The following is a 21368-nucleotide window of genomic DNA, read 5'->3' on the forward strand; positions in this document are numbered from 1 at the left end:
TTGTTATAGCGTCAATGTTTATAAGCAATAATTCCATACGCCAGTTAAAAGAGTTATCTATCCGTGATCCTTTGACCAACTTATATAACACGGGATTCATGTATGAAATGATCCCGACAATTCTGAGAACGCAGAAACGGCTCAGGGTGCAGGTTCTTGCGGTAACATTCATCGATGTCGATCATTTCAAGAAGATAAACGACACCTTCTGGAATGCCCACGGCGACAAGGTCCTGAGGCAGCTTGCAACCATCAGAACAGCCAATACAAGGCCGAAGGACTACTGCATTCGATATGGCGGAGAGGAGTTTATTATCATCGGTTTTTACAAAGATAAAGCTGCAGTGCTGAATGCTGCGGAAAGGCTCTAGTGCAAAACATCTAAAGCAGAATTTATCACCAGCAACAAAAAACACTAAAGCAATATATTACTATAAATTTTAGGAAAATTATGAACATAAAATCTGAATATACCGATATTCCTGATAACGATACTGACAAACTCATAGAAGTGCTTGGTTTAACCAATAACATCAATGAAGCAGGTTATATTCTGCCAGATGGTAGCTTGTTACACTTAGATCGTAGCAACTGCATTAAACGCAAAAATCATCTAGATATATTAAAGTTGTTACCCGAATTTCTTAGTAAAAACGAGTCCATTCTTGATACCGATATGATCAAATTTATGGCTAAAGAGCAATTGGTACGTTTTTCTATCGAGGGTACTGTTCATACTGCAGCTCAACCCACCTCGAAGCAATTAAGGAAAATATATAAAGTATTAGCTTATCGCTCAAATCCATTTGAAATTACTCTCTCCAATGCTGTAGGCATGACATTAGCACAACACACAGTTTCCGGGCCAAGCATGAGCGTATTGGTAAATGTTTTTAAGGAATATGCAGAAGAAGGGCACTTCTCTGAAGATGAGTTTTGTGTTGAAGAAGATGAACAAAATTTCAAATTAAGATTCCGCCCGGCAATGGAAGTAGTTGGCAGAATAAATAAAAAAAGCAAAATAATAAAAATGCAGCCCTTATTTGAAAAAGCTATGCCATTATTTATGAAGTTAGCTAAACAATCAAACAATGCTCAGTAGGTATTTTCAAGTTAGCTTTTAAGTCGTTGGGGGCGAAATGCGCCTTAGCGCAATCGTTCAAGCAGTGCATGATCATTCAAATCGACTTTACTGGTAAGGAACTTCGATTTTGCTCGCTACTGGGAGAAAGCGAGCCCCCGTAGCAGGACAAATGATACTGATTACGGCGATTTAAAAGTTGGCAGAGCGATTTTAGCTGCAGCAAATACTATAAGCTCTATTAAAAAAGCATAAAAAAATCCGCTGTTAATGGCTTAACAGCGGATTTTAATTATTTAAATATTCTGTTTGCTGGCTAAGGTAAAACCTTTTTAAACGGTTTAACAATTACTTTAGCGTAAACACCAGCTTCAACATAAGGATCGGCATCCGCCCAGACTTGCGCATCTTGTAATGAATCAAACTCGGCGATCACCGTTGAACCTGTAAAGCCGGCATCGCTTGGATCTTCACTGTCAATGGCTGGGTTGGGGCCGGCAACAAATAAGCGTCCTTGGTCATTCAATTCTTGTAAACGGCTTAAATGTGCAGGGCGAGCTTGTTGGCGCAGTGCTAAGCTGTCTTTTACATCCTGTGAAAAAATGACGTATAACATGATTATTCCTTAGTTTCTTTTTCTGCTGTTACGGGTAAGTATTTATAGAGGTAGATACCACTTAATACAGTAAAGGCAAGAGTTACACCTAACAGTCCAAATACTTTAAAATTCACCCAAACATCTTGCGGCAGGTTAAACGCAACATAGATATTTAAAATCCCTAATCCAGCAAAAAATAGTGCCCAGGCAGCATTGAGGTTATTCCAGATATTATCCGGTAAGCTGAGCTCTTTACCTAACATCTGTTTGATAATCGGTTTTTTAAAGATAAATTGGCTTACTAATAAAGCGAGAGCAAACAGGGCATAAACGACTGTTACTTTCCATTTAATAAAGACATCATCATGTAAGATCAAGGTTAAGCTACCAAATACCAATACCATCAAAAAGGTGATGATATGCATTTTTTCAGCTTTACCATTTTTGAAATAGTTATAAGCAAGCATTAAGCCCGTTGTTACCATTAATGATGCTGTAGCCGCATAAATATCAACCATCTTGTAGATGGCAAAAAAGATAACCAAGGGGATGAATTCAAAAAACTGTTTCATATTTGTCTCTTCTAATAAAGTTTACCGAGCCACTTTAACACATTATTTATGTGTTGCTAGTTTCATTTTGCTGATGAACTTGTGCATCTTAGCCAGTAACAGTTCCGGGTTATCAAGGTTTTCTTGGATAACTTTAACTACCGCTGAGCCAGATATCACACCAGCTGCTCCTGATTTAATTGCTTCTTTTACCTGCCCTGGTTTAGAAATACCAAAACCAAGCAGTGATGGTGGCGCATCATGTTTATTTAAGGTTTCTAACATATGGTCAACAGGCATGCCTGCTTTTGCTTCTGCGCCCGTTACCCCTGCTCGACTGAGTAAGTAGGTATAACCCTCACTTAATTCAGCTACTTTTTGCAGTGTTTCCTGATCACCGTTTGGTGGCGCGATAAAAATCTGCTGAACGCCAAACTTTTTGGCGGCTGCGCGATAGGGAGCGCTCTCTTCAAGTGGTACATCTGCAATTAACACTGAATCAACCCCGGCATCAGCACAACGCTGATAAAAGTATTCAATGCCGTTACGGTAAACAAGGTTCACGTACAGTAATAAACCGATAGGCACTGTCGGGTGCAGTTTACGAATTTCAGCAATGATTTCAAAACAGCTATCCGGTGTAATGCCTGCTTGTAAAGCTCGGGTAGAAGCATCTTGAATAACCACACCATCGGCAACAGGGTCTGAAAAAGGGATCCCTAATTCCAGCGCATCAGCGCCAGCTGTTACTAATGTGTCAATAATTTTAATGGAAAGTTCACGGTTTGGATCGCCAATTGTTACAAAAGGAACAAATGCACCCTGGTTCTCAGTTTCAAGACGGTTAAATAAAGCCTGGTAACGTTTGTTCATTACATTATTCCTCTTTTTTCAAAAATTTCTGCGACAGTAAAGATATCTTTATCACCACGGCCCGATAAATTAACGATAATGATCTGCTCTTTATCATCGCGTTCAATAATTTTAAGTGCATGTGCTAATGCATGTGCAGACTCAAGAGCTGGGATAATACCTTCTTGCTCAGCAAGGATTTTGAAAGCAGCTAATGCTTCATCATCGGTTGCGTTAACATATTGCGCGCGGCCTGTTTGTGCAAGGTGCGCATGTTGTGGTCCGACCGACGGGAAATCCAGGCCTGCAGAGATTGAGTATGACTCTTTTACCTGGCCATGTTTATCCTGCATCATTAATGAATGCATACCGAAGAAAATGCCTTTTGAACCATAGGAGATAGGGCAACCATGTTCACCTGTTTCGATGCCATGACCGCCTGGTTCAACACCAATAAGTTCAACATTTTCATCTTCGATAAAATCGTTAAAAATGCCAATGGCATTCGAGCCGCCGCCCACACAGGCAATCACTTTATTAGGTAGAATGCCCTCTTTTTTCAAACACTGCTGCTTCGCTTCTTCGCCAATCATTTTTTGGAATTCACGTACAATTATCGGGAACGGATGCGGGCCTGCAGCTGTTCCTAATAAATAGTGGGTCGTTTCATAGCTGCCGGCCCAATCACGCAGCGCTTCATTACAAGCATCTTTTAGTGTTGATGAGCCAGAGGTAACAGGAATCACTTCCGCGCCCATTAAACGCATGCGGAATACATTAGGTTTTTGACGTTCGCAATCCACTGCACCCATATATATTTTACATTTTAAGCCTAATAATGAACAAGCCAATGCCGTTGCCACGCCGTGTTGTCCAGCCCCTGTTTCCGCAATAATCTCATTTTTGCCCATACGTTTAGCAAGTAATGCCTGACCTAATACCTGGTTGGTTTTATGCGCACCGCCATGGAGTAGATCTTCACGCTTAAGGTAAAGTTTACTTTTTTTGCCTTTGGTTAAGTTACGGCACAGGGTCAGCGGGGTAGGGCGACCTGCATATTCAGTTAATAATTCAGAAAACTCAGCAATAAATTCAGGATCTGACTGTGCTTTTATAAATTCAGCTTCTAGCTGTTTTAATGCTGGAACAAGGATCTGTGGAACATACATACCACCGAAATCACCAAAGTAAGGGTTTAATTTTTCCATTGTACTGATACCTTTTTCATTTTTTAATAGGTAAATAAAGCTTTATATAAGATGTAAGCGTTGCGTGTTGCATATTAATTTGTGCAACATACATAGCGAATCCCCAAGAAAAACTCACCAAAGTAAGGGGGCAGTTTTTCCATTGTATTTATACCTTTTCTGAATTACGTTGCACGTAACTTGTAATTGCTGCAAATGCGGCGTCAATTTTGCTTTTATCTTTTTTACCCGGTGCACTTTCTACGCCGGAGTTGAAATCTAAACCTGCACAACCAATAAGTGCTGCTTGCTGTGCATTTTCAGGTGTTAATCCACCTGCAAGCATAATTTTGTTTTTATCTAAATCAGCGTTATCAAGCAGTGACCAGTCGAATACTTGACCGGTACCGCCACTTTGGTTGGCAACGCGAGTATCAAGCAGATGTTTATCTACATTGAACTTGCTTAAATCAGGTAGATTTTCGCTAACACCGTAGGCTTTCCAAATTTCACATGTTTTCGGAAGCAGAGCGCGTAATGTTTTTACATATTTAGGCGTTTCATCACCATGCAGCTGCACTGCGCTAAGACCAAGTTGTTTGACGGTATAAGCGACAAGCTCAGGATCTTCATTTTGGAAAACACCAACATATAACAGTGGTGCGCCGGCCATGGTTAAGCGGGCTTGTTCCATATCCACATAACGCGGTGATTTTTCGACAAAAATCAAACCACCATAAATGGCACCGGCTTGATAAACATCAGCTGCGCTGCGCGGATGCATTAACCCGCAAACCTTGTTCTCACCGAGTATTAAACGGCGGCAAGCTCTATCGATATTGTGTTGGCTCATAATCGAGCTGCCCACTAAAAAGCCATTGGCATGTTTACTTAAATCTTTTACCTGTGAATGGTTGTAGATACCTGATTCTGAAATGACAATGCGGTCAGCTGGAATTTTAGCTGCCAACTCTTTAGTGCGGTTCAGATCGATGCTCAGATCGCGCAGATTACGGTTATTGATACCAATGATTTTTGCACCTAATGCGATTGCCCGTACCAGTTCATGTTCATTACTGACTTCGGTTAATACGCCCATATTCAGGCTATGCGCCGTATCACGGTAAGCTTGATAAGCATCATCATCTAAGACAGATAACATTAATAAAACTGCATCCGCTTTATAGTGGCGAGCCAGGTAAATCTGGTAGGGATCAATAATAAAGTCTTTGCACAGAACGGGTTGCGAAACCTGTTCACGTACTTTTCTGACATATTCAAAATCACCTTGAAAATATTTTTCATCAGTTAACACTGAGATTGCGCTGGCGTAGTTTTTATAAGTCCCGGCAATCAGATCTAAATCGAACTCTTCACGAATAAGGCCTTTTGACGGAGAGGCTTTTTTACACTCTAAAATAAATACGCTTTTATCTTGATCTAATGCAGCATAAAAATTACGGCTACTCATAGTTAGCTCATCTTTAAACTTAATTAAAGGTTGTTGCTGCTTGCGGGCTTTAACCCACTGTGCTTTATCATCAACAATTTTACCAAGAATTGTATCTTGCAGACTTTGATCATTTAACATTGGCTTTGCTCCGCTAATTGTTGAACTAATTGTAAAGGTTTACCGGTTAACATCATATCCAGTGCCATTGTTGTACCCTGTTTAAAGTTATCTGCGAGACCGTTTAAAACTAATAAGGCAGATACGTTAATGGCAACGGCCGCTTGTTGTGCAGCAGTGCCTTTACCTTGTAATATTTTTTCGATAATGACTTTGTTCTCTGTAGCATCGCCGCCAAAAATAGCTTCCACAGGGTAACTCTGTACGCCGAAATCAGCGGGTGTTAACGTATATTCTTTTATTTGCCCATCAATCAGTTCGGCAACTTGTGTTTCACCATGCAGTGCCACTTCATCTAAGCCGCTGCCAAAAACCACCATCACGCGTTTCATGCCCAGCTGCTTATGTACTTCAGCAATCGGTTTTAAAAGCTCAGGAGCATAAACGCCCATCAGCTCAAAGTCAGGGCGAGCAGGGTTAACCAGTGGACCTAATACATTAAAGATAGAGCGAGTTTTCAGCGCAGCACGTACAGGTGCTGCAAAGCGCATTCCTGCATGATATTGCGGCGCAAAAATAAAGCAGATATTGATATCATCTAAACATTGGCGTGCGACTTCCGGGCTCATATTTAAATTAATGCCAAATGCCGCAAGCAGATCTGATGAGCCAGATTTACTCGAGACACTGCGACTGCCATGTTTACATACTTTCAGACCACAAGCTGCCGCTACAAATGCACTGGCTGTGGAAATATTAATAGTGCCTAAACCGTCACCGCCAGTACCGACAATATCGGCAAAGTCGTAATCCGGGCGCGGGAAGCTTTTCGCATGAGCGAGTAGCGCCTGCGCAGCCCCGGTTATCTCTTCCGGGGTTTCACCTTTTATTTTCAGTGCTGTTAAAACCGAAGATAAAATAATCGGATCGATTTCACCTTGTACAACATGCTCGAAAAAAGCTTGGCTTTGTTCGCTTGAAAGCGATTTCCCTGCATACAGTTGCTCTAAAACCTGATGAATATTGAACTGACTCATTTAAACTGTCTCCATGTTTGTGACCAGATTTAAACTGGTTTCTAATAACTTTGCACCTTCACAGGTTAAAATCGATTCGGGATGGAACTGAAAACCGATCACCTTATCTTTTTCATTGTAAACAGCCATGCACATACCGTTAAAATCAGCGACCACTTCCAGTGAATCAGGCACTTTTGAACCAACCAGTGAGTGATAACGGGCTACAGATAGAGGCTGACTTAATCCGGCAAACATACGATCGCCACAATGGTCGATTAAAGATGATTTACCGTGCATAATTTGCTCGGCTTGACCGACAATACCACCATATTGCTCAATCAGGGCTTGATGACCTAGGCAGATGCCTATCATCGGGATTTGACCTTTACATAAACCGATTAACTCAATCAGACAGCCTGCTGCACTTGGCGTGCCGGGGCCGGGTGAAAGAATTAAAACGGCTTCATTTTCACAAGCGTCAATATGTGCTTTAACTTGCTGTGCTGATAAACTATTACGATAAATTTTTACCGGATAACCAAGCGCTTTAAATTGATCAACCAGGTTGTAAGTAAATGAATCAAAGTTATCAAGAAAAAAGAGTGTCTGTTTTTTAGTTGTATGCATCTGCTTATTCTCCCGAAACGTTTGCGAGTGTTGTACCGTGTGCAAGTGCTATTGCATTTAAAACAGCGGCGGCTTTACCGCGTGTTTCATCGGCTTCAGATTGCGGATTGGAGTCAAAAACTACCCCTGCTCCCGCTTGTGCCTGCGCAATACCATCTTTAACAAATGCAGAGCGGATAACAATACAGGTATCCATATCACCACAACCGTTGATATAACCGACTGCACCACCGTAACTGCCGCGACGTTTTTTCTCGACTTGGCGCACCAGATCAGATGCTCGAATTTTTGGCGCGCCAACCAGAGTCCCCATATTCATACAGGCCTGATAAGCGTGCAGCGCATCTAAATCGCTGCGTAATTTGCCAACCACGCGTGACACTAAATGCATTACATGACTGTAGCGGTCAACTTTCAGCAGATCGGCAACATGACGCGAGCCCGGCTCACTGATACGTGCAACATCATTACGTGCCAAATCAACCAGCATTAAATGTTCTGAAGTCTCTTTTTTATCTAAGCGCAGTTCCAGCTCTAATCGACTGTCCAAATCTTTATTGATTGAACCGTCGCTATTAAAACCACGTGTACGAGTGCCTGCAATTGGGTAAATCTCCACCTCATTGCTGCTTTGTGTATATTTCAACGCACTTTCAGGTGATGCGCCAAACAAAACAAAATTACTGTCTTTCAGATAAAACATGTAAGGGCTCGGATTTGTTTCTTTTAGTTTGGCATAAGCAGCTATCGGATTGGGACAAGAGAGTGAAAAACTGCGCGAAGGCACTACCTGGAAAATATCACCTTTTACTATGTACTCTTTCAGTTGTTTTACAATATTACAATATTGCTTGTCGGAAACATCCGTGCTTACTTTGCCGACTAAAGGGGTAATTTGATTGTCGGGTATAACAAAGTTTGTGCATAATGCTTGTAACTCTTCAAGACGAGATTCAATACGTTGCTCATTTTCATCAGAATATAATCCGCCGAAAACGCTGCCAAGTATCTGACTTTTTTGTGTTTGATGATCTTGAATTAACAGCGTTTCTGCAACATAAAACATAAAGTCAGGGCAGATATTATCACTTTCAGGCACCGCCATCAGATCTTCAAATGTGGCGATAAAGTCATAAGCAAAAACCCCACCAAGGAACAGTGCTTGGTTATGTGAGGATTGTTTTTTTATTTTATCAACGATACAGCGCAGCGCATCAACGGGAGATGCGGATTTCAGGCGCTGATCTTCATCACCACTGCTATCTGATTTTGGAAAGGTGAGTTGTAATTGAGTTGCTGATTGCTGGCTGATAAGTTGCGTTGAAAATTGCGGAGTAATAAAAGTGAGTAAGTCTTTACCGTTATCGGTTAATGCGTCGAAGGTAACCACTAAACCGTGGCAGGTGATTTTCATGCAGGCATCTATCAGCATTAAACTTTTAAGATGTGCTTTGCTTTCTATTTCAGCAGAGTCAAAAAGCAGATGATTATCGCTATTTCCCGTTATGCTTTGGAATAAAGCGAGTGAGTTTTCAGTATATGCACAATCGACTTCAACGTTTTTTAAAACCCCAATCGGGTGAAGTGTATTCATTTTGTAATCCTTTTAAAATTCAGTACGTTATGGCTTTTTCAATTTCCGTTTTGATTATTGCCATCGCCAACACTGTTTAAGGATATTTATTCTGTTCATTTTATTTCTCTAATTTTATTTTTATTATTGATTTTAAAGCGCCAAATACAAAAAAAGCCCGCAATTTGCGAGCTTTTAAATTTGGTTTTTTGGGAAAATTACAATATACAAAAACCTCATTGCTCGCTTAAGAGAATGAGTGCCACCAAGAATCTTTAAGAGTAATTGTATTTAAAATCATATATCATGCGTCCCATAAATTTAGGCACCCATTTTTTGCGATTATGCTTTTAATGTCAAGATGATTTTTAGGATATTCATGTTAATTGATCTTCACTCACATACTAAGGCTTCAGATGGGCAGTTAACAGCCAGAGAATTAGTTGAACGGGCAGCGAATCGCCAAGTCGATATTTTGGCAATTACAGATCATGATACGGTTGATGGATTGGCTGAAGCGCGGCAAACGATTATTGAGAAAGATTTAAAGTTAACGCTAATTAACGGTATTGAAATAACCACTAATTGGTTAAACCATGAAATTCATGTGGTAGGGGTTAATATAAACCCGCAGCATCCTGCTTTAATTGATTTAATTGAATTACAAAAAGAGAAACGCGAAAGTCGTGCTATTGAGATGGGGCGTCGTTTAGAAAAAGCTAAAATTCCCGGCGTTTATGAAGCTGCGAAAGTTTTAGCGGGCGAGGGCGCAATAACACGTGCACATTTTGCACGTCACCTGGTTGAAATTGGTGTAGCGCCAACTTTCCCAAAAGTATTTGATAAATACCTAAGCCGTGGCAATACCGGTTATGTTCCCCATAACTGGGTGGATATTGATAAAGCAATTGCTGTTATTCATCAAGCTGGTGGACAGGCTATTTTGGCGCACCCTAACCATTACAACTTATCAAACAAATGGATGCGTCGTCTGTTTACTGAATTTAAACAATTTAATGGCGATGCAATGGAAGTGGCAATGGGTCAACAATCACCGCAAATGCGCCTACAATTAGCAATGTGGAGTAATGAATATGATTTACTTGCTTCACAAGGTAGTGATTTTCATTTTGTCGGCCGTTGGCGAGATTTAGGTAAAGCACTGCATCTGCCCGAAATAGCAAAACCTATTTGGTCTGATTGGCCAAGTTATCAGTTATTAGCAGAACAACAAGAAGAAATACTACAATGAGTCAATTTTTTTACGTACATCCTGAAAATCCGCAGATTCGTCTGATGAAGCAAGCGGTTGAAATCTTAAAAAGCGGTGGTGTGATTATCTATCCGACCGATTCAGGTTATGCCTTGGGTTGTACTATAGATAACAAGCGTGGTTTAGATAAAATCTGCCAGATTCGCGATTTAGATAAAAAGCATAACTTTACCTTGGTATGCCGCGATCTTTCTGAAATAGCTACTTATGCGCGTGTGGATAATCAAGCATACCGTGCATTGAAAAATAATACCCCTGGCGCCTATACCTTTATCTTTAAATCCACTAAAGATCTGCCGAAACGTTTGATGAATCCAGCAAAACGCACGATTGGTATTCGCATTCCTGATAATGCGATTGCCTTAGCATTGTTGGCAGAGCTTGGTGAGCCATTAATGACCACCAGTTTGATTTTACCTGGCTCCGATAGTACCGAATTTGATCCTGAAGATATTCGCGATAAATTGGAGAATCAAGTGGAGTTGATTTTAAATGGTGGTTATTTAGGTGAATCACCTACCACAGTGATCGACTTTTCAGATGATGGTGTGGTTATCACCCGCGAAGGTGCAGGTGATTTAACACCATTTCAGTAAAAGAAAGTAAAGTAAAAAGTAGTAAGTAAAAAGTAGTAAGTAAAAAGTAGTAAGTAAAAAGTTAGAGGTGGCCTTTTGGTCACAGTTGGCATAATGAGAATTACCCAAAGGAAAATTTAAAATGAGTGAAAAATTACAGAAAGTATTAGCACGAGCAGGTCTAGGTTCTCGCCGTAAAATGGAAACCGTGATTGCAGAAGGGCGGGTTAGCCTTGATGGTAAAGTGGTTCAACTTGGTGAGCGTGTTACTGAAAAGCAGATTATCCGTGTTGATGGCCATGTTGTAAAAAACAAAACCGCCGAAAATGTGGTTTGCCGTATTCTTGCCTATAACAAGCCAGAAGGTGAAATTTGTACCCGCAGTGATGAAGAAGGGCGTAAAACGGTTTTTGAACGCTTACCGCGTTTAAATGGCGCGCGTTGGATCTCCATTGGCCGTTTGGATATCAACACATCTGGGTTGCTTCTGTTTACCACTGATGGCGAATTTGCCAATAAAATGATGCATCCAAGCAATGAAGTTGAGCGTGAATATGCGGTACGCGTATTTGGCGAAGTAGACGAAGCGATGCTTAACCGTTTACGCATGGGCGTCAAACTTGATGATGGTGAAGCTAAGTTTTTATCGGTGAGAGAGTCTGGTAAAGAGGCTGGTGGTGAAGGCATTAACCGTTGGTATCATGTGGTGTTAACCGAAGGGCGTACCCGTGAAGTACGTCGTTTATGGGAAAGCCAAGGTGTACAAGTGAGCCGTCTAATGCGTGTGCGTTACGGTAATATCCACTTAGATAAACAGTTACCGCAAGGTGGTTGGCTTGAGTTAAATCTCAAAGAGGTAAACTATTTACGTAAGTTAGTTGATATGCCTAAAGAAACAGAAACAAAAGTTCGTGTTGAGGTCAGCAAAGTGACAAACACCCAAGCACGTATTCGTCGTGCGGTAAAAAAACACAGTCAGCATCGTAAGACTAATGAACGTCGTCGTAATACCAGCCGCACGCGCAATTAATCTCTGCGTACAAACTGCAATATAAAAAGCATACTTAGGTATGCTTTTTTGCAAATTCAGTGAAAAACACTAATTCTAATTATAGCAATGCGTTAGCATTTTTTTTTCTGTCAATAAATCACTTTCTTTCACCAAAGAAGCCGTAACTAACTGCTGAATCAGCATTTTTTAACTACTTTGGGATGAGCTAGTAACGGAATCGATTGACTGCCAGAGTTTCTCCTTTGCCGTTCTGCAGTGTTATTTTCCATTCGCCCTGCATATTTGGGCGGATAAATTTACTTGAATAACTTCTCCAACGATTAGACCATACACTTACTTTAACCTTAGCTACCGCTTTACCATCCAAACTCCAGTGATAATAGAGTGTTTCATCTTTTAAACCGATAGCATCGGAGTATGCATATACGGTAGCAATATTGTTGTGGTCAAAATGAATATCTTTGATGCTGCCTACTGGCTCTTTATTTCTGACCGTTTTGGAAATCACAAAGCGTTTGATATGCGGTGAAAATATTGCTGTTCTGGATTGAGTGAAAAGGGCTGTTGGTGCTGTATTTGGCCGCGCTGTTGTTGTGCTCTGTGTTTTAGCCGTTATCTCAATGTTTTTTTCTTTACTGGCGTTAGTGGATTTAATAGCGGCTTCGCTGGTTGGTTGTGTTGTAATACTTTCTGCTTTGTAAGTAACTGAGGATATGCTCTTATCCATAGGTTGCGCTATAGCTGCTGTTGGCTGCTCGCTATCAATGCTCTGCAGCTTTGAGTCATTTAATCCAAAGTTGATTAGCGCTGCAATTGCGATAATGACAACGGCACAAGTCCCTATGATTCTGTCCCAACGATAAAGATAGACGGTTTCCTCTTTAACGACTCTATCCTCTTGCGCTCGGAGCTTAATATGAATTTTGAATTTTTTTGGGGGATTCATTTTGTAATGCTCTCGTCCGTTGATGCTAGTATAGGTATCGCTGATTTGTGCGGCATTATAAGCAAAAGAGTGAAAAAACCAAGAAGTTGCTGCAGTATTCTTCACTATTTGAATGCGCATCTTGAAGTAGAAGGGGGATGCAGGGGAAATTAACACCTTTTTACTTTGGGTTGCTAAGGTACGGCGCAGCGTCGCTTAGTTATTAGATTTCTGTTATTTATCCGTTAAGTGCGGTTTCATCTAATCTGAAAAGCCCTTATAATAACGCCCTATTTTATTATTTTACTTACGTATTCGGAAAACATTGTGGCAAAAAAGATCCAAGCTATTCGTGGCATGAACGATACCCTTCCTGAACAAACCCCTGTTTGGCAAAAATTAGAATCGTTATTTAGACAAGTTGTCAGCAGTTACGGTTATTCCGAAATTCGTATGCCAATTGTTGAAAATACCAATCTTTTTAAACGCTCAATTGGTGAAGTGACCGATATTGTTGAAAAAGAGATGTATACCTTTGCCGATCGTAATGGTGACAGTTTAACCCTTCGTCCTGAAGGTACAGCTTCTTGTGTGCGCGCCGGAAATGAGCATGGCTTGTTATATAACCAAGAACGCCGTTTATGGTATACAGGTGCAATGTTCCGACATGAACGTCCACAAAAAGGGCGTTACCGCCAATTCCATCAATTCGGTGTGGAAACATTCGGCATGGCAAGTGCGGATATCGACGCGGAAGTTATTTTACTTTCAGCGCGTTTATGGAAAGCACTCGGCATTGATCAGCATGTTGAACTGCAGTTGAATTCACTGGGTAGCAATGAAGCGCGTGCTTTATATAAAGAAGCGCTAGTTGAGTTTTTATCAAAACATGTTGATAAGCTGGACGAAGATAGTAAACGTCGAATGACTACTAACCCTTTGCGTGTTTTAGATAGCAAAAATCCAGAAATCCAAGCGTTATTAGTTGATGCACCGAAACTTTCTGACCATCTTGATGCCGAATCGGTTGAACATTTCGCCCAGTTACAAAAATACTTAGATGCCGTTGGCGTAAAATACGTCATTAATGAGCGTTTAGTACGTGGTTTAGATTATTACAATCGCACTGTATTTGAGTGGGTAACAAGCAGCTTAGGCTCTCAAGGCACAATCTGTGCGGGTGGTCGTTACGATGGTCTGGTCGAGCAGTTAGGTGGTAAAGCAACCCCTGCAGTTGGTTTTGCAATGGGCCTTGAGCGCATTATTTTAATGCTGGAAACATTAGAGTTAAATGATGATGTTAAAAGCGATGTTGATCTGTATAGCGTATTAGTTGGAGAAGAAACTTCCCTTGCCGGGTTTAAAATGGCCGAGCTTATCCGCACTGAATTACCATCGCTTAAAATGATGCATCATTGTGGCGCGGGTAACTTTAAAAAACAGATGAAACGCGCAGATAAAAGTGGTGCACGTTTAGCGTTAATTATTGGTGAAAGTGAGTTGGATAGTGGCTGTGTCACAATAAAAGAGTTACAAGGCAATGTACCGCAACAAACGGTTGCAATCGATGAGCTAATTAAGGTATTACCTACCTATTTTTAAAGTATTAAAATTATAAGGAATCACAAGTGGTTGACATTATCGAAGGTTACGAAACTGAAGAACAACAAGTTGATGCAATTAAAAATTGGTGGAAAGAAAATGGTAACACCTTAATTATCGGCGCAGTTGTTGGCTTAGCAGGTTTATGGGGATGGCGTTTTTATAACGAATCGGTTATTAGTGGTCAAGAAAGCAGCTCACAAGCTTATTCAGATATGCTGGTTCAGTTTGAAGCACAAGGCAGCGAGAAAGGGCTTGATAGTATAAGCGCATTTGTTAACGATAATATTGATAATAACTATGGCGTATTAGCGTCTTTACTGCTTGCGAAAGAAGCGGTAATGCAAAAAGACTTTGCATTAGCTAAAACACAATTAGTGCAGTTACAAAGTCAAAACAGCTATATGCCACTTAATGCGGTTATTAACTTACGTTTAGCGCGTGTTCAAGCAGAGCTTGCAGAGTATCCTGAAGCATTAGCTACGTTAGCGCTGATCTCTGAGAAGAGCTTTTTAGCAAAAGCTTACCAGGTGAAAGGCAGCGTTTATCTGAAACAAGGTGAGCAGGAAAAAGCGCGATCTGCATTTCAAGATGCGATTAATGCAAGCCAAGGCCGTATTGATCCTGTTTTACAGCTACAATTTGATGATCTTGCCGTATCCGCAGATGCGCCTGTTGCAGCACCTGTTCTTGACGCTGAAAAATAGACTGAGATAACAGATGAAAAAATGGTTTAAGCGTATTGCAGTTATTTCCAGTGCTACTTTTTTATTAACTGGCTGCTCTCTTTTTTCAAGTGAAGATGACGTGGTTATAATGGCTGATTTACCTGATTTTGAAGCCACTTATAAGCCGCAAACAGCTTGGCAGCAAAGTATTGGTAATGGTGTTGATAAATACTATTCGCAATTACAACCTGTTGCTGATGAACAAGGTGTTTATGTTGCATCTCGTGATGGTCGGGTAAAAGCATTTGCGCCGACAAGCGGAAAATTACTTTGGGAAACTGATTTTCGTGATGATCCAAGCAATCAATTAAATCGTTCTGCACGCTTCTCCGGCGGTATCACTTTAGCAACGGATACATTATTTATTGGTACTGAAAATGCGCAAGTTTTAGCATTTGATAAAAACAGTGGCAAGTTAAAATGGTTGGTGAAAGTCAGTGGTGAAGTCGTTGCACAACCCGTTTATGAAAACGGCAAAGTTGTTGTACATACAACACGTGGTGATTTAATTGCGTTAGACAGTGCCACAGGTGAAGAGATTTGGACGTTAACTAATAAGCAACCTAAGTTAACATTGCGTAGCAGCGCAACACCGTCAATTTCACAAGGTGGTGTTGTTTATGGCCGTGCCGATGGTTTTGTTGCCGTTGCTTTATTAGAAGATGGTCGACCGCTCTGGCAGTTGCCTGTTGCTCGTCCTTACGGTGCAACAGAGTTAGACCGAATGGTTGATGCGGATATGAAACCCGTTATCAATAACGGTGTTATTTATACTCTCGCTTATAATGGTAACCTTGTTGCAATTGATTTACTTAAAGGTCAACAACTTTGGGCTCGCAAATACTCAGGCTATAGTGATATTGCATTATCGGGTAATACACTTTATTTAAGTGATTATCGCGGTTATATCTTTGCTGTTGATCGTAATTCTGGTGAAGAGCTTTGGGTAAACGATCAGTTATCATATCGTAATGTTACTGGGGTTACCGTTGCTAATGAATATATTGTTGTAGGTGATGGCGAAGGTTACTTACACTGGATAAATCGAGATAATGGTTTATTTGTTGCACAGCAACATCTTGATTCTGATGGTTTATATATGCAGCCATTTACCAGTGATGGTTATCTTTATCTGCAGACACGCAGTGGTAAAATAATCGCCATTGAAAAACCGTCGTTAAATGTAGAATAATTACTTAATTATTTACTGTATACTCTAACCCCTCGTCTTTTTTGGCGAGGGGTTTTTTTTGTTTTAGTAGGATTGAAATATGTTACCAGTCATCGCTTTAGTTGGCCGCCCGAATGTGGGCAAATCGACTTTATTTAACCGCTTAACTCGTACTCGTGATGCGTTGGTTGCGGATTTTCCAGGTTTAACACGAGACCGTAAATACGGGCAAGCAAAGATCGATGAGAAAGAGTTTATTGTTATTGATACCGGTGGTATCACTGGTGATGAGCAGGGCATTGATGCATTAATGGCAGGGCAGTCTTTACAGGCAATTGAAGAAGCCGATGCAGTTTTATTCTTAGTGGATGCACGTGCCGGCATGACGGTGGCTGATGAAGCGATTGCCGATCATCTACGTAAACAAGAGAAAAATATATTTATTGTTGCCAATAAAACCGATGGAATTGATGCTGATTCTGTTTGTGGTGAGTTTTACGCGTTAGGATTAGGTGAGGTTTATCATATTGCTGCTGCACATGGTAAAGGTGTGCGCCAAATGATTGATACCGCATTAGATGGTTTTTTCGATGATCTTCCTGAGCAGGATGAATTAGATGAATTTGAATCAGAGCTTGAGTATATTGAAGAAGATGAAGATGCGCTGCTAAAAGAACAAGAGCGTCTTAAAAATCTCCCTATTAAACTGGCTTTAATTGGCCGCCCTAATGTTGGTAAATCAACACTGACGAACCGTATTCTCGGTGAAGAGCGTGTACTTGTTTTTGATATGCCCGGTACCACACGTGACAGTATCTATATTCCGATGAGCCGTGATGATCGTGAATATATTCTGATTGATACCGCCGGTGTGCGTAAACGTAAAAAAGTAAATGAAACCGTTGAAAAATTCTCGGTAATCAAAACGCTGAAAGCAATTGAAGACAGTAATGTGGTAATGCTCATTATTGATGCGCGTGATGGTATTTCAGATCAAGATTTATCGCTATTAGGCTATACTCTAAATGCTGGTCGCTCGCTCGTGATCGCGGTTAATAAATGGGATGGCATGACAGAGTATGATAAAGAGCGTGTTAAAAGTGAATTAGATCGTCGCCTTGGTTTTATTGACTTTGCAAAGATTCACTTTATTTCAGCATTGCATGGAACGGGTGTGGGGCATTTATATGAGTCGGTTGAAGAAGCTTATGACTCTTCCACGAAACGTATCTCAACATCAATGTTAACGCGTATTATGGGCATGGCGGTTGATGATCATCAACCCCCTATGGTACAAAGTCGTCGTGTTAAATTACGTTATGCGCATGCTGGTGGTTATAACCCGCCACTTATCGTTATTCACGGTAACCAAGTTAAGAAACTGGCTGATTCATACAAACGTTATTTAATGAATTATTTCCGTCGTTCACTCGGCATTATGGGAACACCCATTCGTATCGAATTTCGAGAGGGAAGTAACCCGTTTGAAGGTCGTCGTAACAAGCTTACCCCTAATCAGATGCATAAGCGCAAGCGTATGATGAAGTTTCACAAAAAAGGGAAATAGTTATGGAATTGCAGTGTCCTAAATGTAATCACGAATTAGAGCGTAGTGGTATACTAAAACGCCATTGCAAAGCTTGCGATAGCGATTTTAAATTGCATGCTGCATGTGATAAGTGTGGTGATGAACTGGAGCGTTTACAGGCATGCGGGGCGGTGAATTTCTGGTGTAATAAGTGCAATGAACTGAAAAGTAAATCATCTGCTGTTTATACACTACAAGAGCTGTGATTTTTAAATTAAACTCTTTAAATGAAGAAGGCTGAATCGCAAGATTCAGCCTTTTTTTATGTAACTACTCAGCACCTCAATAATTTAAGGTGTTTATATTAAATAAGAGTGTAAATGCTCAAGGCTAAGCCATTTATGCTGAGTTCAAGGCGAAAAAGCGCAGTTTAGTCGTTTAAATGAGCATTTTTTAACGCGGAAATAAGCTTAAATGGCAACGACCTGAGTAATTACTTTTTTATTTTGTATCATTCTCAATCAGCTGAAATACACGGTTTACCTGTTTTACACCCTCAACCTTGCGGGTGATATTGGTAGCATCTTTTGCCATCTCTTCGCTGACTCTACCAATTAAAAATACTTCTGCATTTTCGGTAATCACTTTAATTTTTAATGGATTAATATCATCATGGCCAGTTAGCTGGCTTTTTACTTTGGTGGTTATCCAGCTATCTTTGCTTTGCTGAGAGAAACCGATCGGCTTGGATATTCGTAACTGGTTATAAATTCCTTTTGCCTGCTTGAGGGTATTTAACTTTTGTTCAATGGTATCTTTAGTTTGTTGGTCGGTAACCTGACCTACGACTAACAGATAACCACTATTACTGACTAAGTTAATACGTATATTTTCATTGCTGATATTTAATTCATTGATTTTATCTAAAGCCGCGACCGACATTGAGCTGTCATCTAATTGCTGCGAAAGTGAGCGTTCATCGCTGCTTACCGCTACAGCAGTGCCTGCGATAACAATTAAGCCGCCAGCACAACCTTGCAGCTGTGAAAAAATGGAGATAAAAAAAAGTGTCAAAATAAGCTTTTTCATAAATGCTCTTAATGTTGTTGGAAAAGTTGTTGGTCAATCAAATCACTTAAGCAATTAATCACCAGTAGATGGATCTCTTCAATACGTGATCCTTTATCACTCGGTGCGCGGATTTCGACATCATCGGAGCCTAATAACCCCGCCAGTTCGCCGCCATCAACACCGTTTAATGCAATAATCTGAATTGATTTACTAAGTGCTGTTTCTACCGCTTTGATCATATTGCGGCTATTACCGCCATGGCTGATTGCCAGCAGTACATCACCGCTTTGTGCCAGTGCTGAAATTTGTTTGGCATAAATTTCATCAAAGTGGCTGTCGGTGGCAATTGCAGAAACTAATGCTGAATCGGCTGTGATGGCCAGCGCAGGAAGTGAAGGGCGATCTGTTTCATATTTATTAAGCAGATGTGAAGCAAATATTTGTGCTAGTGCTGCCGCGCCACCATTGCCACAGACGAGAATTTTATTACCTCGAATTAATGCCGCAGAGAGTGCTTTGGCCGCTTTTTCAATGACCTCAGGCAAGGCTTCTGCTGCTACTATTTTTGTTTGAATGCTTTCGGCAAAATGTGCTTGAATTTTAGCGTTTATCATTATGTATATTCATCTTATTCTGAAAAAGCGTTTTGAATCCATTCTGGTAGTTTAGATTGTTGATCAATGGCAATGGCGTCAAAACGGCAATAGGGTTCATTTTCTAATTGTGCTAAATAGTGTCTTGCAGTTTTTATTATTTTATCCTGTTTACGTTTTGTTATGGAAGCTAATGCGCCACCAAAATCACTGTTTTTACGGTAGCGTACTTCAATAAAAACCAGGGTATCCTGATCTAACATGATTAAATCAATTTCACCAAAACGGCAATAATAATTCTGGCAAATTAAAGACAAACCCTGCTCTTGTAAATAAGAGAGGGCTTGTTTCTCGGATTTTACCCCTTGAGAGTTACTCGGCTGAAACAGGCGTGGCAATTTCAATGAGTTTTCCTTGCTGATATTTCGCCCAGCTTAACTTAGCCTGAACCGTATTAGTTTGATCTAAAGAGAGTTGACCAACTAAACCTTTATAAGTGTAACTTTCACTGTTTTGCAGTTGCATTAATTGTTCAATAAGCTGATAGCTGTCAAAACCAAGTGCAAATAAACGTAATGTTGCAAACGACTGCTTATCCCAAGCCTGTTGAACCTCTTTAAATGTTTTATTTTCAGCATCTAATAAAAATGGAATATCAGAGAAAATAAGACTAGAAAGCTCTTTGTTTTGTATGCCGTTACGATCCAAAAGATGGCTGCGAGAGCTTGCGTACAGCGGCACTGTTGCAGCAAATGGACTAATTGAAACTTCAATAAAAGGTTTTAGCAGATTAAGTTCATCACGTTTGCTGATGATATATATAGCATCAATATCTCGGCGACTGCGTACTTCTGATTTTAAAGGCAGCTTGGTAATTGCCTTCATTTGATTGATGCGTCTTTTACTCTTATCTGTTTGCAGTACCTGATCAATAAACTGAGGTAATTGCGCTTTATTATTGAAAAAATGCGACTCAATTTGAGTTTCGCTTTCATTGTCTAATGTCTGCCACTGCTGACTAAATGTCTGTGCGATGCGTTTTCCGTAAGCTGAATTTGGCGCTATTACTAACGGTTTTTTATGTTGCTCTAAAGCGATTAATTGTGCGGCTTGTTTTGCTTCATCTTCAGGTGAAAGTGGAAAAGCATAATGCCATGCTACCTGCTTTTCCTGTGCTTCAGAATTTTCTTCAGCCTGCTGCTGTGAGAAACTATTAAGCGTTAAAACAGGCATATTGGTTACTAAGGGTAAAAACGCTTTAACTTCACTTTTTAGCAGAGGGCCAATCACAAAGTCGATATTTTGTGCTGCAAATTGAGCAATTATCTGCTCTGCGGTTTGTGTTTGCGTATCGTAAAAATGTAATTTAGGCGCGGAGCGAACAAGCGTCTCATCTTCAGAGTCTCGATTGGCTTGTTGCTGCTTATAAAATGCATCTAACAAACCGTATTGAATTGCTTTTCCTTGTTGCTGAAAGCGTCCTGAAAGCGGGATTAAAACTGCAATATTCTCAGGTTGATAAGGGCTTAATTCATGAATGTCAGTTAATTGAGTCGGCATAAAGGCGAGCACGGGATGTGCTGGATAAAGTGTTTTCCAGTTTTCCAGAGAGCGAATCAATTGATTTGAACGTAATTGGTAACGCTGATACAGGCTGGCTAGCGCATACCACCCCTCTTTAAAGGGGTCACTTTCTATAACCTGACTTTCTACAGCCGTTTCATCTTCTGCAAGCTCTTCGCTTGCAGCTGCTTGAGACTGATTTAAAACTTCAATTGGCAGTAGTGATAATTGTGTTAAAAGAAGATCGTTATATTGTTGTTTTTCTTCAT

At 40.5% G+C, this 21368-nt stretch carries 23 protein-coding genes; 10 read left to right on the top strand and 13 right to left on the bottom strand.

The features are described 5' to 3' along the window. Window positions 1–371: diguanylate cyclase (locus AC4GME_RS08590; protein WP_490379238.1), on the top strand; the 371-nt coding region annotated here is incomplete at its 5' end. 80 nt (window positions 372–451) lie between these two features. Then, window positions 452–1102, top strand: a complete 651-nt coding sequence (locus tag AC4GME_RS08595; RefSeq protein WP_490378002.1) for a hypothetical protein — start codon at window positions 452–454, stop codon at window positions 1100–1102. Between the two features lie 295 nt (window positions 1103–1397). Here AC4GME_RS08595 and AC4GME_RS08600 read toward each other — a convergent pair whose 3' ends face one another. The 8 genes from AC4GME_RS08600 to AC4GME_RS08635 all read right to left on the bottom strand — a co-directional run bounded on the left by AC4GME_RS08600 (window position 1398) and on the right by AC4GME_RS08635 (window position 9079). Continuing rightward, window positions 1398–1697, bottom strand: a complete 300-nt coding sequence (locus tag AC4GME_RS08600; protein ID WP_490378003.1) for a YciI family protein — start codon at window positions 1695–1697, stop codon at window positions 1398–1400. Window positions 1698–1699: 2 nt separating this feature from the next. Then, on the bottom strand, window positions 1700–2251 hold the full coding sequence (locus AC4GME_RS08605) for a septation protein A (RefSeq protein ID WP_490378004.1): 552 nt from the start codon (window positions 2249–2251) through the stop codon (window positions 1700–1702). Window positions 2252–2293: 42 nt separating this feature from the next. Next, window positions 2294–3103 carry a tryptophan synthase subunit alpha gene (gene trpA / locus AC4GME_RS08610; protein ID WP_490378005.1) on the bottom strand — a complete coding sequence of 270 codons (810 nt, stop codon included), beginning with the start codon at window positions 3101–3103 and terminating at the stop codon, window positions 2294–2296. Further along, window positions 3103–4290, bottom strand: coding sequence for a tryptophan synthase subunit beta (gene trpB / locus AC4GME_RS08615; protein WP_490378006.1), 1188 nt, complete (start codon window positions 4288–4290; stop codon window positions 3103–3105). Before trpB ends, trpA begins: the two co-directional genes overlap by 1 nt. 148 nt (window positions 4291–4438) lie before the next feature. Next, window positions 4439–5860, bottom strand: coding sequence for a bifunctional indole-3-glycerol-phosphate synthase TrpC/phosphoribosylanthranilate isomerase TrpF (gene trpCF, locus AC4GME_RS08620; protein WP_490379239.1), 1422 nt, complete (start codon window positions 5858–5860; stop codon window positions 4439–4441). Further along, window positions 5854–6876, bottom strand: coding sequence for an anthranilate phosphoribosyltransferase (gene trpD / locus AC4GME_RS08625; RefSeq protein WP_490377032.1), 1023 nt, complete (start codon window positions 6874–6876; stop codon window positions 5854–5856). The genes trpCF and trpD overlap by 7 nt, the downstream gene beginning before the upstream one ends. Then, complete coding sequence (locus tag AC4GME_RS08630; protein WP_490377031.1) at window positions 6877–7485, bottom strand: aminodeoxychorismate/anthranilate synthase component II; 609 nt, start codon at window positions 7483–7485, stop codon at window positions 6877–6879. A 4-nt stretch (window positions 7486–7489) separates the two neighbouring features. Further along, window positions 7490–9079, bottom strand: coding sequence for an anthranilate synthase component 1 (locus tag AC4GME_RS08635; protein WP_490377030.1), 1590 nt, complete (start codon window positions 9077–9079; stop codon window positions 7490–7492). Between the two features lie 358 nt (window positions 9080–9437). Here AC4GME_RS08635 and rnm point away from each other — a divergent pair, with 358 nt between their 5' ends. The 3 genes from rnm (at window position 9438) to rluB (ending at window position 11936) form a co-directional block, all read left to right on the top strand. Continuing rightward, window positions 9438–10310, top strand: a complete 873-nt coding sequence (gene rnm / locus AC4GME_RS08640; RefSeq protein ID WP_490379240.1) for an RNase RNM — start codon at window positions 9438–9440, stop codon at window positions 10308–10310. Beyond that, entirely contained in the window at window positions 10307–10927 is a 621-nt protein-coding gene (locus AC4GME_RS08645) for an L-threonylcarbamoyladenylate synthase (RefSeq protein WP_490377028.1), read from the top strand. Before rnm ends, AC4GME_RS08645 begins: the two co-directional genes overlap by 4 nt. 121 nt (window positions 10928–11048) lie before the next feature. Beyond that, the gene (rluB, locus tag AC4GME_RS08650) at window positions 11049–11936 is read left to right on the top strand and encodes a 23S rRNA pseudouridine(2605) synthase RluB (RefSeq protein WP_490377027.1); all 888 of its coding nucleotides are present in this window, start codon (window positions 11049–11051) and stop codon (window positions 11934–11936) included. Between the two features lie 187 nt (window positions 11937–12123). On the opposite strand, the gene AC4GME_RS08655 is transcribed toward rluB, so the two are convergent. Next, window positions 12124–12864 carry a DUF2914 domain-containing protein gene (locus AC4GME_RS08655; protein WP_490377026.1) on the bottom strand — a complete coding sequence of 247 codons (741 nt, stop codon included), beginning with the start codon at window positions 12862–12864 and terminating at the stop codon, window positions 12124–12126. Window positions 12865–13170: 306 nt separating this feature from the next. Here AC4GME_RS08655 and hisS point away from each other — a divergent pair, with 306 nt between their 5' ends. The 5 genes from hisS (at window position 13171) to AC4GME_RS08680 (ending at window position 18138) form a co-directional block, all read left to right on the top strand. Beyond that, window positions 13171–14445 (top strand): histidine--tRNA ligase, encoded by a 1275-nt coding sequence (hisS, locus tag AC4GME_RS08660; protein WP_490377025.1) that lies wholly within the window; start codon window positions 13171–13173, stop codon window positions 14443–14445. A gap of 26 nt (window positions 14446–14471) precedes the next feature. Next, window positions 14472–15152: a tetratricopeptide repeat protein gene (locus AC4GME_RS08665; protein ID WP_490377024.1), complete on the top strand. Its 681-nt coding sequence runs from the start codon at window positions 14472–14474 to the stop codon at window positions 15150–15152. Window positions 15153–15165: 13 nt separating this feature from the next. After that, on the top strand, window positions 15166–16365 hold the full coding sequence (gene bamB, locus AC4GME_RS08670; RefSeq protein ID WP_490377023.1) for an outer membrane protein assembly factor BamB: 1200 nt from the start codon (window positions 15166–15168) through the stop codon (window positions 16363–16365). 79 nt (window positions 16366–16444) lie between these two features. Continuing rightward, window positions 16445–17911 carry a ribosome biogenesis GTPase Der gene (der, locus tag AC4GME_RS08675; RefSeq protein WP_490377022.1) on the top strand — a complete coding sequence of 489 codons (1467 nt, stop codon included), beginning with the start codon at window positions 16445–16447 and terminating at the stop codon, window positions 17909–17911. Window positions 17912–17913: 2 nt separating this feature from the next. Next, window positions 17914–18138 (top strand): zinc ribbon domain-containing protein, encoded by a 225-nt coding sequence (locus AC4GME_RS08680; protein ID WP_490377021.1) that lies wholly within the window; start codon window positions 17914–17916, stop codon window positions 18136–18138. Between the two features lie 235 nt (window positions 18139–18373). Here AC4GME_RS08680 and AC4GME_RS08685 read toward each other — a convergent pair whose 3' ends face one another. The 4 genes from AC4GME_RS08685 to AC4GME_RS08700 all read right to left on the bottom strand — a co-directional run. After that, window positions 18374–18961: a BON domain-containing protein gene (locus tag AC4GME_RS08685; RefSeq protein WP_490379241.1), complete on the bottom strand. Its 588-nt coding sequence runs from the start codon at window positions 18959–18961 to the stop codon at window positions 18374–18376. A gap of 8 nt (window positions 18962–18969) precedes the next feature. Then, window positions 18970–19554: a D-sedoheptulose-7-phosphate isomerase gene (locus tag AC4GME_RS08690; protein WP_490379245.1), complete on the bottom strand. Its 585-nt coding sequence runs from the start codon at window positions 19552–19554 to the stop codon at window positions 18970–18972. 17 nt (window positions 19555–19571) lie between these two features. Next, a complete protein-coding gene (locus AC4GME_RS08695; RefSeq protein WP_490378541.1) occupies window positions 19572–19940 on the bottom strand; it encodes a YraN family protein in 369 nt (122 codons plus the stop codon). Then, window positions 19909–21368, bottom strand: a 1460-nt coding sequence (locus tag AC4GME_RS08700) for a penicillin-binding protein activator (RefSeq protein ID WP_490379242.1), incomplete at its 5' end; no start/stop codon positions are given. The genes AC4GME_RS08695 and AC4GME_RS08700, both read right to left, overlap by 32 nt.

It is taken from the genome of Psychromonas sp., assembly GCF_983033635.1.

Bases quoted from the DNA above. Each gene is read 5' to 3' on its own strand.
- AC4GME_RS08595 (WP_490378002.1), top strand. From the start codon at position 452: ATGAACATAAAATCTGAATATACCGATATTCCTGATAACGATACTGAC.
- AC4GME_RS08600 (WP_490378003.1), bottom strand. From the start codon at position 1,697: ATGTTATACGTCATTTTTTCACAGGATGTAAAAGACAGCTTAGCACTG.
- AC4GME_RS08605 (WP_490378004.1), bottom strand. From the start codon at position 2,251: ATGAAACAGTTTTTTGAATTCATCCCCTTGGTTATCTTTTTTGCCATC.
- trpA (WP_490378005.1), bottom strand. From the start codon at position 3,103: ATGAACAAACGTTACCAGGCTTTATTTAACCGTCTTGAAACTGAGAAC.
- trpB (WP_490378006.1), bottom strand. From the start codon at position 4,290: ATGGAAAAATTAAACCCTTACTTTGGTGATTTCGGTGGTATGTATGTT.
- trpCF (WP_490379239.1), bottom strand. From the start codon at position 5,860: ATGTTAAATGATCAAAGTCTGCAAGATACAATTCTTGGTAAAATTGTT.
- trpD (WP_490377032.1), bottom strand. From the start codon at position 6,876: ATGAGTCAGTTCAATATTCATCAGGTTTTAGAGCAACTGTATGCAGGG.
- AC4GME_RS08630 (WP_490377031.1), bottom strand. From the start codon at position 7,485: ATGCATACAACTAAAAAACAGACACTCTTTTTTCTTGATAACTTTGAT.
- AC4GME_RS08635 (WP_490377030.1), bottom strand. From the start codon at position 9,079: ATGAATACACTTCACCCGATTGGGGTTTTAAAAAACGTTGAAGTCGAT.
- rnm (WP_490379240.1), top strand. From the start codon at position 9,438: ATGTTAATTGATCTTCACTCACATACTAAGGCTTCAGATGGGCAGTTA.
- AC4GME_RS08645 (WP_490377028.1), top strand. From the start codon at position 10,307: ATGAGTCAATTTTTTTACGTACATCCTGAAAATCCGCAGATTCGTCTG.
- rluB (WP_490377027.1), top strand. From the start codon at position 11,049: ATGAGTGAAAAATTACAGAAAGTATTAGCACGAGCAGGTCTAGGTTCT.
- AC4GME_RS08655 (WP_490377026.1), bottom strand. From the start codon at position 12,864: ATGAATCCCCCAAAAAAATTCAAAATTCATATTAAGCTCCGAGCGCAA.
- bamB (WP_490377023.1), top strand. From the start codon at position 15,166: ATGAAAAAATGGTTTAAGCGTATTGCAGTTATTTCCAGTGCTACTTTT.
- der (WP_490377022.1), top strand. From the start codon at position 16,445: ATGTTACCAGTCATCGCTTTAGTTGGCCGCCCGAATGTGGGCAAATCG.
- AC4GME_RS08680 (WP_490377021.1), top strand. From the start codon at position 17,914: ATGGAATTGCAGTGTCCTAAATGTAATCACGAATTAGAGCGTAGTGGT.
- AC4GME_RS08685 (WP_490379241.1), bottom strand. From the start codon at position 18,961: ATGAAAAAGCTTATTTTGACACTTTTTTTTATCTCCATTTTTTCACAG.